14 protein-coding genes are annotated in these 14,037 nt (G+C 73.0%); 10 read left to right on the top strand and 4 right to left on the bottom strand.

Features of this window, described 5'->3' with window-relative positions:
• Window positions 1-162: 162 nt before the first annotated feature.
• Both FLV34_RS00420 and FLV34_RS00415 read left to right on the top strand, forming a co-directional pair.
• Window positions 163-900, top strand: coding sequence for a 1-acyl-sn-glycerol-3-phosphate acyltransferase (locus FLV34_RS00420; RefSeq protein WP_147942119.1), 738 nt, complete (start codon window positions 163-165; stop codon window positions 898-900).
• A gap of 129 nt (window positions 901-1,029) precedes the next feature.
• Window positions 1,030-4,059 carry a LuxR family transcriptional regulator gene (locus FLV34_RS00415; protein WP_147942118.1) on the top strand — a complete coding sequence of 1,010 codons (3,030 nt, stop codon included), beginning with the start codon at window positions 1,030-1,032 and terminating at the stop codon, window positions 4,057-4,059.
• 114 nt (window positions 4,060-4,173) lie between these two features.
• Here the strand turns inward: FLV34_RS00415 and FLV34_RS00410 are convergent, their stop codons facing one another.
• Window positions 4,174-6,402: a M4 family metallopeptidase gene (locus FLV34_RS00410; RefSeq protein WP_147942117.1), complete on the bottom strand. Its 2,229-nt coding sequence runs from the start codon at window positions 6,400-6,402 to the stop codon at window positions 4,174-4,176.
• A gap of 304 nt (window positions 6,403-6,706) precedes the next feature.
• Between FLV34_RS00410 and FLV34_RS00405 the strand changes: the two genes are divergently transcribed.
• Together FLV34_RS00405 and FLV34_RS00400 are read left to right on the top strand one after the other, a co-directional pair.
• Complete coding sequence (locus FLV34_RS00405; RefSeq protein ID WP_142651643.1) at window positions 6,707-7,132, top strand: PPOX class F420-dependent oxidoreductase; 426 nt, start codon at window positions 6,707-6,709, stop codon at window positions 7,130-7,132.
• A gap of 134 nt (window positions 7,133-7,266) precedes the next feature.
• A complete protein-coding gene (locus FLV34_RS00400; RefSeq protein WP_142651642.1) occupies window positions 7,267-8,106 on the top strand; it encodes an MBL fold metallo-hydrolase in 840 nt (279 codons plus the stop codon).
• 44 nt (window positions 8,107-8,150) lie between these two features.
• On the opposite strand, the gene FLV34_RS00395 is transcribed toward FLV34_RS00400, so the two are convergent.
• Entirely contained in the window at window positions 8,151-8,606 is a 456-nt protein-coding gene (locus tag FLV34_RS00395) for a DUF6789 family protein (protein WP_142651641.1), read from the bottom strand.
• 19 nt (window positions 8,607-8,625) lie between these two features.
• The gene (locus FLV34_RS00390) at window positions 8,626-9,036 is read right to left on the bottom strand and encodes a hypothetical protein (protein ID WP_142651640.1); all 411 of its coding nucleotides are present in this window, start codon (window positions 9,034-9,036) and stop codon (window positions 8,626-8,628) included.
• 193 nt (window positions 9,037-9,229) lie between these two features.
• Here FLV34_RS00390 and FLV34_RS00385 point away from each other — a divergent pair, with 193 nt between their 5' ends.
• The 3 genes from FLV34_RS00385 to FLV34_RS00375 all read left to right on the top strand — a co-directional run bounded on the left by FLV34_RS00385 (window position 9,230) and on the right by FLV34_RS00375 (window position 12,033).
• Window positions 9,230-10,021: an alpha/beta fold hydrolase gene (locus tag FLV34_RS00385; protein ID WP_147942116.1), complete on the top strand. Its 792-nt coding sequence runs from the start codon at window positions 9,230-9,232 to the stop codon at window positions 10,019-10,021.
• Window positions 10,022-11,152: a PP2C family protein-serine/threonine phosphatase gene (locus FLV34_RS00380; protein WP_147942115.1), complete on the top strand. Its 1,131-nt coding sequence runs from the start codon at window positions 10,022-10,024 to the stop codon at window positions 11,150-11,152.
• A gap of 215 nt (window positions 11,153-11,367) precedes the next feature.
• Window positions 11,368-12,033, top strand: a complete 666-nt coding sequence (locus FLV34_RS00375) for a triacylglycerol lipase (protein WP_142651637.1) — start codon at window positions 11,368-11,370, stop codon at window positions 12,031-12,033.
• A 134-nt stretch (window positions 12,034-12,167) separates the two neighbouring features.
• Here FLV34_RS00375 and FLV34_RS00370 read toward each other — a convergent pair whose 3' ends face one another.
• Window positions 12,168-12,776, bottom strand: coding sequence for a copper chaperone PCu(A)C (locus FLV34_RS00370; protein WP_142651636.1), 609 nt, complete (start codon window positions 12,774-12,776; stop codon window positions 12,168-12,170).
• Between the two features lie 126 nt (window positions 12,777-12,902).
• Between FLV34_RS00370 and FLV34_RS41235 the strand changes: the two genes are divergently transcribed.
• The 3 genes from FLV34_RS41235 to FLV34_RS00360 are packed head-to-tail and all read left to right on the top strand — an operon-like array spanning window position 12,903 to window position 14,037.
• Window positions 12,903-13,394: a serine hydrolase gene (locus tag FLV34_RS41235; protein ID WP_205831103.1), complete on the top strand. Its 492-nt coding sequence runs from the start codon at window positions 12,903-12,905 to the stop codon at window positions 13,392-13,394.
• Window positions 13,346-13,708 carry a hypothetical protein gene (locus FLV34_RS41230; protein ID WP_222709373.1) on the top strand — a complete coding sequence of 121 codons (363 nt, stop codon included), beginning with the start codon at window positions 13,346-13,348 and terminating at the stop codon, window positions 13,706-13,708. The genes FLV34_RS41235 and FLV34_RS41230 overlap by 49 nt, the downstream gene beginning before the upstream one ends.
• Window positions 13,705-14,037, top strand: a complete 333-nt coding sequence (locus FLV34_RS00360) for a putative quinol monooxygenase (RefSeq protein WP_142651635.1) — start codon at window positions 13,705-13,707, stop codon at window positions 14,035-14,037. Before FLV34_RS41230 ends, FLV34_RS00360 begins: the two co-directional genes overlap by 4 nt.

Raw genomic sequence — 14,037 nt, 5'->3', positions numbered from 1 at the left:
AGCGCCGCACCGGGCACAGCGCCGCACCGGGCACGGCGCCGCACCGGAGCCGGTCCGGGGCGGTGCCGAACGCGGGACCGACGCGGGGCGCCGACGTGTAGCGGCCGGAAAGAGGACTTTCGGCCCACAAAAGTTACGGGCGAGTAGGTTACGGTTTCAGGCATGGCCGAGATCGTGTACCCACCGGTCCTGTGGACCGCGCTGACCGCCTTCAAACTGCTCGACATCAGGTTCCGGATGGAGGGCACGGAGCGGATTCCGCGGAGCGGCGGCGCGGTCCTGGTGAGCAACCACGTCAGCTACCTCGACTTCATCTTCGCCGGCTTCGCCGCCCACCCGGCCGGGCGGCTGGTCCGGTTCATGGCGAAGAAGGAGGTCTTCGACCACCCCGTGTCGGGCCCGCTGATGCGCGGCATGCACCACATCCCGGTGGACCGGTCGGCCGGGGCGGGCGCCTACGACGCCGCCGTACGGGCGCTCAAGGACGGCGAGATCGTCGGCAACTTCGCCGAGGCGACGATCAGCAGGTCGTTCACCGTCAAGGAGATCAAGAGCGGCCCGATCCGGATGGCCGCCGAGGCCGGGGTGCCCGTGATCCCGGTCGCCCTGTGGGGCGGCCAGCGGCTGTGGACCAAGGGCCGGCCCCGCAGGCTGCTGCAGCGGCATGTCCCGATCACGATCCTGGTCGGCGAGCCCGTGCTTCCCAGCGTGGGCGACGACATCGCCGCGCTCACCGGCGACCTGCGGCGGCGGATGGCGGACCTGCTCGACGCGGCCCAGCGGACCTACCCCGACCAGCGGCAAGGCGTGTGGTGGCAGCCGGCCCACCTGGGCGGCACGGCGCCCACCCCGGAGGAGGCCGCCGCGCTCGACGCCGCCGCCCGGCCCCGCCGCGCGTAGGGCTCCGGAGATCTGTCCGGTTCCGCAACACGGCCGTTACTCCGGAGGGTTGACCGGCGGTCAAGAGGCGGGGATAACTGAGCCGTAGCCGAGCCTGGGGGACTCGCAACCCTGACCCTGGAGCCGTGGATGAGCATCGTGCCCCCGCCCCCGCTGGTCGGACGCGCCACTGAGCTGCGGACTCTCATCGACGCGGTGACCCGCCCCCCGGCGGTCGTGCTGGTGGAGGGCGAGGCGGGCATCGGAAAAACCCGGCTCGTCCGCGCCGCGCTCGACCGCCTGCCGTCCGGCGACCGGGCCGTCCTCCTCGGCTACTGCCACCAGATCCGCGAGCCCTTCCCGTACGGGCCGGTCTTCGAGGCGCTGCGGGACATCAGGGGACGGCTCCCGGCGGCGCACCGGCTCAACCCGGTCATCGGCGCGCTCCGCGACCACCTCCCCGAGCTGGACGGCGCACTGCCGCCGTCGCCACAGCCCCTGGACGACCCGCGGGCCGAACGCCACCGGGTGTTCCGCGCGATACGCGCCCTGCTGGCGGCGGTGGGACCGGCCGTGCTCGTCGTGGAGGACCTGCACTGGGCCGACGACGGCACGCTCGACCTGCTGCGCTTCCTGGCCGGGCAGCCGCCGCAGGGGCTGGCGGTGGTCGCGACGTGCCGCCGCGACGGCGTCACCGGCCCGCCGCTCGGCCGGGCCTACCGGCACCAGCCCGACACGACCAGCGTGGTCGTACGGCTCACGCCGCTGGACGCGTCAGGCGTGGCCAGCCTGGCCGGCGCGCTTCTGGAGCGGTCCGATCTGTCACCGGGGTTCGTCACGCGGCTGCACGAGCGCACGGCGGGCATCCCGTTCGTGGTGGAGGAGCTGGTCCGGTCCCTGCCCGCCTCGCCGCCCGGCACGGACGACCCGGACGCGCTCGACCGCGCCGTCGACCGGGCGGGCGTCCCGCTGCTGCTGCGCGAGGCGATGGCCGAGCGGATGGCCGGTCTTTCCCCGGCGGCGGCCGCGGCGGTCCGGGCGGCGGCGGTGCTGCGGCTCCCCGCGGACGAGCGGCTCATCACCGCGGTCGGCGCCGACCCCGCCGCGCTGAGCTCTGCTGTCCTGAGCTCTTCTGCGTTCGGCCCTTCTGCGTTCGGCCCTTCTGCGCTGGGCCCTTCTGCGCTGGGCCCTTCTGCGCTGGGCCCTGCTGTCGTGAGCCCCGCCGCCCTTGACCCTGCCGGGCAGGGCCTCGCCGGGCCGGACTCCACCGGACCGGGTCCTGTCGCATCGGGCGCTGCGGGGCTGGCCGAGGCGCTGCGCGCCGGAGTCCTGCACGAGCACCCCGGCGGCCGGTACGGCTTCCGCCACGCGCTGGCCCAGCAGGCCGTCTACGACGCCATCCCCGGCCCGGAACGCCGTGCCGCGCACGTCCGGGCGATGGCCGCGCTCGCGGCGACGGACGCGCCGCCACTGGTGCAACTGGCCTTCCACGCCCGGCAGGCCGGGGACACCGACGCCTGGGTGCGCCACGGGGCCGCCGCCGCCCAGCAGGCCGCCGGGCTGGGCGACACCGCCCTCGCCGTCGAGGTGGTCGAGGGCATGCTCGACGACCCCGATCTCCCGGTGCGCAACAGAGGTCCGCTGGTGCTGATGCTGAGCCGCTTCGCGGCGACGGGCCTGTCGCACCAGCGGGTGGTGCGGCTGCTGCGCCAGGTGCTGCGGGGCGATTTCCTGTCCCGCGGCGTCCGCGGCGAGGTGCGGCTCAATCTCGGGGTGGTCCTGTCCAACCAGGCGGGCGACGCCGCCGCGGGACGGCCGGAGATCATGGCCGCCCTCGCCGAGCTGACCGACCGGCCGACGCTCGCCGCCCGCGGCTGGGCCAGCATGGCGATGCCCGAGTGGGGCGCCGAGTCGCTGGCGGAGCACGCGGAATGGATGGCGAGGGCCGAGGCGCTCGTCGCCACCGCAGACAACCCGGAGCTGTCGGCCGCGGTCCTGGCCAACCGTGCCTCCTTCGAGATGACGACCGGCTCTCCCGGCGCGTTCGACGTCGCCGCCCGGCTGCCGGCCGACGACCCGCGTACGGGGGTCCGGCGGGAGGTCGCCCGCGCCTACTGCAACCTCCACGACTCGGCGACGACCGTGGGCCTCTACGCGGCGGCCGAGCGATTCGGCCGGGAGGGGCGGCGGCTCGCCCTGGAGACCGGCGCGCAGTATCCCGCCTTCCTCCTCGACGCCTCCACGATCCGCAGGGAGTGGCTCACCGGGCGATGGGACGGGCTGCGCGACCGGGCGGCGTCCCTGAGCGAGTCGGCCACGGAGACGCCGCTGGTCGCGGTGGACCTGTGGCTGGTGCTCGGGCTGCTCGCCCTCGCGACGGGCGAATGGGAGGAGGCGGTCAGGCAGTTCCACCGCGCGGGGCTGGACGCGCCGGAGGCCCGCAACGTCCCGGTCGTGATGGCCGCCGCCGGTGGGCTCGTCGATCTGCATCTCGCCCGTGGGGCGGTGAACGAGGCGGCCGCGGAGGCCGAGGCGGCGGTCGCCCGGCTGCGCCGCAAGGGCGTGTGGGTGTGGGGCGCGGGCCTCGTCCCGCCGGCCGTGGCCGCGTTCGCCCGGGTGGGCCGCATGGAGACGGCGGCGGAGCTGGTGGACGAGTACGCCGCCGGGATCGCGGGCCGGGTGGCGCCCGCCGCGCACGCCGCGCTCGACGCCGCCCAGGGCGCGCTCGCCGCCGCGCGGCTCCGGCACGCCGACGCCGCCGCGTTCTTCGCCCGGGCCCGGGAGGCGTACGCCGCTCTGCCCCAGCCGTACGCGGCGGCGCGGGCGGCCGAAGGAGAGGCGGGAGCCCGGCTCGCGCTCGGGGACCGTGCCGCGGCGACGGGCTTCCGGGAGGCCGCGGAGACGTACGGCATGCTCGGCGCCACCCACGACGCCGCCCGGTGCAGGCGGGTGCTGCGCGACATCGGGGTGGACGTCCCGCTCCCGCGCGGCGGGCGGCGCGGCGCCGGGACGCTGTCGCAGCGGGAGCGGGAGGTGGCCCGGCTCGTCGCGCTCGGCCGTACCAACCGTGAGATCGCCGACGTGCTCTTCCTGTCCACGCGCACCGTCGAGACCCACGTCGCGACCGTGCTGCGCAAGCTCGGCGTGCGGTCGCGGACCCAGATCGCGCCGCCCGCCTGACGAGCACCGGGCACGCGGCACCCTGGACCTGCGGAAACCCCCGGACGCGCGGAAACCCCTGGACGCGCGGAAACCCCCGGGACCGTGCGATCCCGGGGGCCGGTGCCGCGTCGCTCAGAGCGTGATGCTCCACGAGTCGAGGTAGCCGGTGTCGAGGTAGTACTGGTCGCGGATCTCAAGCGTCCAGGTGCCCGCCGCCGTCTGGGTGACCGGGACGGAGTAGGTCCTGGTGCCGAAGGAGGTGCAGCTCGATCCGCCGCTGGACTTGACCGTGTAGTAGGTGCCGCTCGGGCCCCGGAGCCTGATCCGCAGGTCCTCGGCGCAGGTGTGCGAGATCGTGATGCTGAGCTGCACCGGGGAGATCGCCGCTCCCGTGGCGGTCGAGGTGATCGGGCTGTTGATCGTGGTCAGGTCGTTGATCGTGTAGTTGGTGCCGTTGGTGAACGTACGCCCGCCGGAGGTGCCCGACACCGTCAGCGTGTAGGAAGCGGTGTGCGAGCCGGACGAGCCGCTTCCGGTGACCGTCACCGTGTACGTCCCGGAGGGCGTGGACGCGCTGGTGGCGATCGTCAGGGTGGAGGAGCCGCCCGAGCTCACCGACGACGGGCTGAAGCTCGCGGTGGCGCCGGAGGGAAGCCCGGAGGCGCTGAAGCTCACCGTCTGCGCGCTACCCGAGGTGGTCGACGTCGCGACCGTGGCGGTGGCCGACTGGCCCGGCGTCACGCTGCCCGAGGTGGGGCTGAGCGACAGCGAGAAGTCGCCGCCCGACGAGGTGCAGCTCGCCTCGCCCGACTGCGCCGGCACGCCGACCGCGTTCCAGGCCGCCTTGGTGGCCGCGCACTCGGCGCTGCTCGCGCCGTACAGCTCGACCGCCGCCGCCAGCGAGGCGGTCCTGACGTTGACGTACTTCCAGGTCGAGGTCTTGCGCTGCAGCGCGCCCATGTAGATCTTGCCGGCCTTCTGGATGCCGACGCCGGTCACCGAGGACGGGCCGCCCGAGCAGATCGGGCTGTTCGGCTTGCCGCCGCCGGGCGAGGAGCCCTCGGCGAGCAGGTAGAACCAGTGGTTCAGCGGGCCGGCCGCGGCGTGCACCTCGGTGCTCGGGATCGAGCTGGAGTAGCAGTTGGGGTCGCCGGCGAGGGACGGGTTGTACATGTAGCGGATCGGCCCGGAACCGACGAGGTTGACCTTCTCGCCCACCTGGTAGTCCGGCGGGTCGTTCGGGTTGTTGGCGTACGCCTCGGTGAGCGAGCCGAAGATGTCGCCGGTGGCCTCGTTCAGGCCGCCGTTCTCGTTGCCCGAGCCGGCGCCGCCGGCGGTCGTCTGGAAGATGGCGTGGCCGAACTCGTGCGCCACGACGTCGATCGGCGTGGCCTGGCGGGCGTTGTCCTGCGAGTGCCCGAAGTTGGTGTAGCTGCCGTTCCAGTAGGCGTTGACGTCGTTCAGGCCCACGCGGGCGGGGAAGCCACCGCCGCTGCCGTTGATGCCGTTGCGGCCGAGCCAGTCGCGCAGCATGTCCCACTCGCGCTGCACGCTGTAGAGCGCGTCCACGCAGGCGGTCTCCAGGTTGGTGCCGCTGCCGTTGCCCCAGGAGTCGTCCGAGCCGGTGTACGCGGAGCCGTTCTGCCCGCCGCACCGGATGCCGCTGCGCGTGGAGTCGGTCATCGAGTAGGAGCTGCCCGAGCCGCTCGTGTTGATGGTGACCGTGCCGTAGTAGTAGCCGTTGCCGGTGCCGGCCTTCACCTGGTCGTAGGAGTCGGCGATCTCCCCGGAGACCGCGTCCACGAACACGTGCTGGATGCTCGGCCTGCCGCCGGCGATGCCGGAGACCACCGCCTCCCAGGTCAGCCGCGGCTTCTCGCCCCAGGCCAGGACGACCAGGCGCGGGGCCGCGGTGTCGTCGACGCGGGACAGCACGGTCTTCGCCGTCTCGGTGGCGGCCTCGGCGCTGACCGTCGGCGAGGTCGGCACGCCCAGGGGGAGGGCGCCGGACGCCGACTCGGTGTCGCGCACCCGCCCGTTGGAGTCGGTGACCACGACCGCGTCGCCGCCCACGATGGGCAGGCCCTTGTACGTGCGCTCGTAGGTGACGTAGAACATGCCGCCGCCCGGTGTGACGGCGGTGCGCCGGTAGGTCTCGTTCGGGGACACGCGCAGGTCGTCCAGGCCGCTCGCGACGGCCTGGTCCGCGGCGGCCGCGGCCCGCTGCGCGGGGTCGTCGGCGAGGGACCTGACCGCGGTCTCGCTGCCGGGCGTGGGCTTGGCGGCAGCGGCGGTGGCGGGTGCCACCACACCGGTCACGGCCAGCGCGGCGGCGGCCGCGAGCAGTGCTGTGCGCCTCATGGGCGTCTTCCTTTCTCTGCCTCCCACGGGGCGTCCGCCTTGTGGGCGGGCACCGGCGGCCCGCCTCCGGGAGACGAACCCGGGCGGCGGACACGGTGGGGTTCGGGGGGGGATGAGAGAAATGGATGGGGGCTTCCGGCCGGGGAATCCGGCCCGTGCGCGACGTTAGAACCACGGTCCCGACGCGAACATCCGTAGCGATATCCGTACATCTACGGAAAAGCGACTGGCTTTGTGCGTAGGTCGTAAGAAAACGGCCGCCACGTGGGGAAGACGAAAGATGCGGGGCGATAGCTTCGACACCATGGAGAGGATGACCGAGGCGGAGTGGCGCGAGTTCGCGATGAGCGGCACCAGGACCGGGAAGCTCGCCGTCACCCGGGCGGACGGGCGGCCGCACGTGACGCCGATCTGGTTCGCCCTCGACGGGGACGACGTGGTGTTCACCACCCACGAGAGCGGGGTGAAGGCCGGCGCGCTGCGCCGCGATCCCCGGGCGGCCATGTGCGTCGACGACCAGGCCCCGCCGTACTCGTACGTGCTGATCGAGGGGGAGACGACCCTGTCGGACGACCTCGCCGAGGTGCGCCACTGGGCGACGGTGCTCGGCGGCCGTTACATGGGCCAGGAGCGGGCCGAGGAGTACGGCAGGCGCAACGGCGTGCCGGGAGAGCTCCTCGTGCGGCTGCGCGTCGGCAAGGTCATCGCGTTCAAGGACGTCGCCGGCTGAGGACGCCGCCCGGCGACATAGGCAAAGCGTGTTGACTTCTGTTGTGTGGCGCGAGCATGATGACAGAGGCAAAACAATTACGCCTCAGTCAACCCGGCTGAGAGCCGGACCGGCTTCCCGAAGGAAACACCCCCATGGCACGCCTGGACTACTCCGTGTATGTCGCACCGTCGAAGTTCGTGGTCTCCGACGACCTGCCCCCCGGCGAGGCACGGCGGATGTGGTCGCCGACCGCGTCGACCCTCATCTACGGCGCGAACGACGCGGTCCTGGTGGACCCGCTCATGACCATCGACGAATCACGTGCCCTGGCCGACTGGGTGGCGGCCACCGGCAAGAACGTGACCACCGTCTTCGTCACGCACGCCCACGGCGACCACTTCTTCGGTGCCCCCGCGCTCCTCGAGCGCTTCCCGGAGGCCACGCTCGTCGCCACGCCGGCCGTGGCGGCGCAGATGGGCGCCCAATGGGGGCCGCGCTGGTTCGACGGGTTCTGGGACCCGCGCTTCCCCGGCCAGATCTCGGATCGGCGCGTGGTCGCGCGACCGCTGACCGGCGACATCGAGCTGGAAGGGGAGCGGCTCCACGCGATCGAGCTGGGACACACCGACACCGACGCCACCAGCGCACTGCACGTCCCGTCCATCGGGCTGGTCGTGGCGGGCGACGCCGTGTACGGAGACGTCCACCTCTACATGGCCGAGTCGAAGGGCGACGGCACGCGGCAGTGGCTCGACGCACTGGACACCATCGAGAGCCTCCGGCCCAGCGCCGTCGTCTCCGGCCACAAGCGCGACGGCGATCCCGACAGCCCCGGCGACCTCGCCAGGACCCGCCGCTACATCGAGGACTTCGCTGCCGCGGCGGACAAGGCCGGAGACCACGCCGACCTGTACGAGGCCGTCGTCGCCCTCTATCCCGACCGGATCAACCGCGGGGTGCTGTGGAACTCCGCGAGGGCCGTCACGTCCTGAGCCGTCTCGCGCCGTGGCACGCGAACAGGACCAGAGGGGCGCGCCTATGCGTCGTGTCGTCCGTCCGCCATGGCACGCACCACGAGCGCCAGCGTGGCGCCGTACGCCACATGCGCCGCGGCCATGACGACCGGGCGTCCGCGCGCGGGGTCGCGCGAGGCGGGCGGCAGGATGTTCAGCGCGGGCACCCAGCCCTCGTAGGCGCCGAGCCAGATCAGCAGGGCGTAGCCCACCCCGAGGGGAACGCCGGCCCCGCGCCCGCGGGTGAGCAGCGCGAACGCCGCGCCGCAGGTGGCGCCGAATCCCAGGTGCGCGGCGGCGCCGAGCACGCGTTCGCCGGGCTTGGGCCGGTGCCGGTGGCCCGGCAGAGCGGCCCTCACGATGTGCTTGGGCGGCTGGCCCGGCATGAGGCCGCTCTTCTGCCCGGCGAGCATCACCCCGCTCATCGCGAGGGTGGACAGCGCTCCGGCGGCGGCGCCGCGTACGAGTCGGCGGATCAAGGTCTTCCTCCTGGAGCTTCTACAGACGGCGGGACAGCTTCTCGGCGAGTCCCGCGGGGTCGGCGACCGTCACGGTCAGGCCGGGATGGCGCAGCAGCCCGAGCGGCTCGCCGCCCCGGATCGGCTCCTGGAACCGTACGCACAGCCCCTTGCGGGCGTTGGTGGCGAACGTCAGGCCGCGGTCGGCGAGCGACACGTGCACCCCGATCGCCCGCCATGGGGAGTAGGGGCCGGTCGTCTCGACGCCCGAGACGTTGGCCAGCGGGGTCTCGATCACCCAGGGCCCGAAGCGGACCCGCAGCGTGCCGGGGCCGACCAGGACCCCGGCGGTGTCCTGGCGTATGCCCAGCACGGACAGCAGGGCGGCGAAGCGGGAGTCGAAGTCGAACGCGAAGCGTTCCGGTGTGCCCGCCATGGTGTCGTCGGTCATCGCTCCCCCTTCCGGCGCGCGCACAAGCCGCCATACCCCCTCGGCCCAGATCAAACAGGGCCTCCCGCGAAGCCCCGGCCCGGGGAGGGCCGTGGTTCCGGCGACCGCCCGCCGTACGGCGCGGACGGACGGCCGTCCACCCCCGGCGGCCCGGCGTACCCGGGCGCCCGTTCGCTTTGTACGCTTGCGCGTCATGAGCGTGCAGGTGCGCAACAACGTGCGAGTCACCGGCCGGGCGGACGGCCGCCCCATGGTCTTCGCCCACGGGTTCGGATGCGACCAGAACATGTGGCGGCTGGTCGCGCCCGCGTTCGAGGACGACCACCGGGTCGTCCTGTTCGACTACGTGGGCTCCGGCGACTCCGACCTGTCGGCCTACTCGCCCGAGCGCTACTCCTCGCTCCAGGGGTACGCGCAGGACGTCCTGGACGTCTGCGCCGAGCTCGACCTGACCGGCGCGGTCTTCGTGGGCCATTCGGTGAGCGCGATGATCGGCGCGCTGGCGGCCATCAGGGAGCCGGCGCGCTTCGGGGCGCTGGTGATGGTCGGGCCGTCGCCTCGCTACATCGACGACGAGGGCTACACCGGCGGCTTCAGCGCGGCCGACATCGAGGAACTGCTGGAGTCTCTCGACAGCAACTACCTCGGCTGGTCCAGCGCCATGGCCCCGGTGATCATGGGCAATCCGGAGCGCCCCGAGCTGGGGGCCGAGCTGACCAACAGCTTCTGCCGCACCGATCCGGACATCGCCAAGCGGTTCGCGACGGTGACGTTCATGTCGGACAACCGGGCCGACCTGGCGCGCGTGCCGGTGCCCTGCCTGATCCTGCAGTGCTCCGAGGATGTGATCGCCCCGGTCGAGGTCGGCGAATATGTGCACGAGCACATCCCCACCAGCGAGCTGGTGCTGATGCGGGCGACCGGGCACTGCCCCAACCTGAGCGCGCCCGAGGAGACCATCGCCGCGATCAAGGCGTTCCTGTAGGTGGACGGTGTCGAGGACGACTTCGAGGAGCTCTACGAACACGCGCCCTGCGGCTTTCTGTCCACGCTGCCCGACGGGACGATCATCCGGGTCAACCGGACCCTGCTGGAGCTCACCGGCTACGGCCCCGGTGACCTGACCGGCGGCACGCGGATCCAGAACCTCCTGGCCGTCGGCGACCGCATCTTCTACGAGACCCACTTCGCCCCGCTGCTCGCCATGCAGTCGGTCGTCCGCGAGATCGCGGTCGACGTGCGCCGCGCCGACGGCACCCGGCTGCCGGTGCTGCTCAACGCCGTCATGCGCGACGACCCGAGGGTGATCCGCTTCTGTCTCTTCGCCGCGACGGACCGGCGGGAGTACGAGCGCGAGCTGCTGCGCGCCCGCCAGCGCGCCGAACGGTCGGAGGCGGAGGCGCGTGAGCTGGCCCGCACCCTGCAGCGCAGCTTCATCCCGCCGACCCTGCCCGAAATTCCGGGGCTCCAGGTCGCCGGGGCGTTCCGGCCGGCCGAGCGCGGCGACGTGGTGGGCGGCGACTTCTACGACATGCACGAGACCGCGGGCGGCTGGGCGCTCGCCCTCGGCGACGTGTGCGGCAAGGGCGTGGAGGCCGCCGTCGTCACCAGCCTGGCCCGCTACACGCTGCGCGCCGCGCCGATCCGCGAGCCCAGCCCCTCGGCGGTGCTGGCCGAGCTCAACCGGACCCTGCTGCGCGAGCGGGCGGGCCGGTTCGTGACCGCCGTGTACGGCAGGCTCGTGCCCGCCGGCCGGCACTTCCGGCTCACCGTCTCCCTGGGTGGTCACCCGCATCCGCTGCGGGCCGCCGGAGACATGGTCGGCGAGATCGGGCGACCCGGCAGCGTCCTCGGCCTGCTGCCCAAGATCAGGCTGACCGACGTCGACGTCGATCTCGCCCCCGGCGACGTGGTCCTCTTCTACACCGACGGCGTCGTCGAGGCGCGCAGGGGCGAGGACCTGTACGGCGAGGACCGGCTGCGGCGCCTGCTCGGCGCCTCCCGCGCCATGGACGCGGCGGGGATCGCCGAGGCGGTCGTGGACGAGGCCGTCGCCTTCCAGTCCGGGCTGCCGCGCGACGACATCGCCGTCCTCGTGCTCAAGATCCCCGCCTGATCGCGCCGTCTCCCCGCGCCGCCCGCGCCGCCCGCCCGCGCCGCCCGCGCTGTCTGCCCGCGCTGTCTGCCCGTGCCGCCCGCGCTGTCTGCCCGCTCCGCCCGCCCGTGCCGTCCTCCCGGGCGGAAACAGGGGACGGCGACTGGTGATTTCCCCGATGCCGTGACCGGTTCAGATCACGAGACTCCTGTCATCCCCCACGGCAAGGAGATCTCATGCGTAGGATCGTCGGCCCCCTCCTCGGCATCCTGGCCCTGCTCGGCTTCCTCGCCCCCACTGCCCCCGCGCAGGCGGCCACGCACAACCCCGTCGTATTCGTCCACGGCTACACCGGAAACAGCACCAACTTCGCCACCCTGCAGGCGTACCTGGTGGCCAACGGCTGGTCCGCCAGCCGGCTGTACGGCTACAACTACAACTGGGCCGGCTCGAACGTGGTCAGCGCCCAGGGCCTGGCCGCCCTCGTCAACCAGATCAAGGCGAGCACGGGCGCGTCCCAGGTCGACATCGTCAACCACTCGATGGGCGGCCTGGTGACGCGGTACTACCTGCAGAAGCTCGGCGGCGCCGCCAACGTCGGCCACGTCGCCTCGCTGGCCGGCGCCAACCACGGCACGACGTACGCCGCCGCCTGCACCATCTATGTCTCGTGCATCGAGATGCTGCCCGGCTCGGCGTACATCACCTCGCTGAGCGGCGACGAGACGCCCGGGTCGGCGAAATACGGCACCTGGGTGTCGCCCTGCGACGGCATCATCATCCCCTACACCAGCACCCGGCTGTCCGGGGCGGACAACCACACCCTCGCCTGTGTCGACCACCTGTCGATCCTGAGCAATATCCAGGCGATGTCCGGCATCCGCGATCTGCTCAACAGCTGATCGCCTCTGTTTCCGGCCGGGCGGCCCACCGCCGCCCGGCCGCGTCACGATGGAGGAGTGACGCCATCGGTGACACGGGTGCGGGACGCGCGGGCGGCGGGATCATCGCCGCGAACCCCGGGATCCGGGACGGGTCAGCTCCCGGTCGGCGACGGACTGGGCGAGACGGCCGGCGAGGAGCCGGGTGAAAGGGCAGGCGTCGGACTGGGCGAAAGGGCGGGCGACGGAGTGGGTGAGGCGAACGGCGACATGCCCGGCCAGGGGGAGTAGGTGCTCCGCCACGTTCCCGGCGGCAGGACCGGCACGTCCACCCGGGTCGTCCCCGCGTTCTGGAACCGGAACGTCACGGGGATCGTGCCGCCGCTGCGCAGCGGGCGGGTGAGGCCGACGAGCAGCACCTGCGGGAAGGGCGTCCCGCCGACGTACTTCCCGGCGGGGATCTCCAGGCCGTCCGGGGCGGGCAGGCGGGCCTCCCGGAACAGGCCCCCGGTGTCCACCGACACCAGGCGGTCGGCGCGGCCCGTCTGGTTGAGCAGCATCATGTACATCGGCATGTCGGTCCCCGGCGGGGCGGGCTGCAGCGGGCCGATGATGAAGGCGTTGCGGAGCAGCATGCCGGGCAGGTCCGCGTTCGCCCCGTCGTTCTGGGGGATCGTCTCGGTGTAGAAGTCCTGCTTCATGTCGCCGCAGGCCGCGGTGACGGTCGCGGCCGCGACGCAGAGAGCCGCCAGGATTGCGCGCATGTCGACCTCGGCTCGCTCGTAGGCGTCTTTCGAGGCTGGGTACCCCTCTAACCCGGTTGTTTACCGCCGGGGAATCATGCGAGCGCCGGGACCCCGGAGGAATCCCCGAGAACGCGGAGGAGACGCATGCGGCTGATCGCCCCGGAGAGGGCAGGGTTCCCTGCGGACCTGCCCCACCGGCTGGACGCCCTCGTACGGCGGGGCGGGGCCCCGGCCCTGCACGGCGTCGTGGTGGCCCGGCACGGCCGCGTCGTCCTCGAGTGGTACGGCGGCGGCGAGGACCACGTGCTGAACACCCCGCTCGGCCACGTGGACTTCGGGCCGGACACGCCGCACGACCTGCGCTCGGTCACCAAGAGCCTGGTGGCGCTCCTGTACGGCATGGCGCTGGAGTCCGGCCTGGTGCCGGAGCCCGGCGAGCCGCTCCTGACGGTCTTCCCCGAGCACGCCGACCTCGCGGCCGATCCCCGCCGGGCCGGGCTGACGATCGGGCACGCGCTGACGATGACGATGGGCCTGGAGTGGGACGAGAGCGCGCCTACACCAGCCCGGCCAACAGCGAGATCGCCATGGAGTTGGCGCGGGACCGCTGCCGCTACGTGCTGGAGCGCCACCTGACGCCGCGCGGCCTGGCCCGGATCGGCCAGGCCCTGCTGAACCGGGAGATCGCCCCCGGCTGGATCGGGGAGATGCTGCGCCCGCGGGTGCCCGCCTGGGAGGGCGTCTCCTACGGGCACCTGTGGTACGTGGGCGAGGACGGGCGGGCGACGGCCATGGGCAACGGCGGCCAGCGGCTGTTCCTGCTGCCCGATCTCGATCTCGTGGTCGTCGTCCCGGCGGGCGCCTACGATGAGGCCGGACAGGACACGGCGCCGAGAGCGGTCCTGGAAGATGTGGTGCTGGCCGCGATCACACGAGGAGACGCCAGATGATTTTCATCACCGCGAAGTTCCGGGTGCTGCCGCAGTACGCCGACCAGTGGCCGGAGATCACCCGTGAGTTCACCGAGGCGACCCGCGCCGAGCCGGGCTGCCTGTGGTTCGACTGGTCGCGCAGCCTCGACGACCCCGCCGAGTACGTGCTCGTCGAGGCGTTCCGGGACGACGAGGCCGGAGCCGCGCACGTCGGGTCGGAGCACTTCCGTACGGCCCAGCGGACGCTGCCGCCCCACCTCGCCGAGACCCCGAGAATCGTCAACGTCAAGGTCCCGCAGGACGACTGGTCCCTCCTCGGCGAGATGGCCGTCCCCGCCGAGGACTGA

Source organism: Microbispora sp. CSR-4 (genome assembly GCF_008033685.1).
In the GTDB taxonomy this organism is placed as follows: Bacteria; Actinomycetota; Actinomycetes; order Streptosporangiales; family Streptosporangiaceae; genus Microbispora.
Note: the sequence above shows the minus strand (reverse complement) of the source record. Positions and strands in the feature narration are given on the sequence as shown.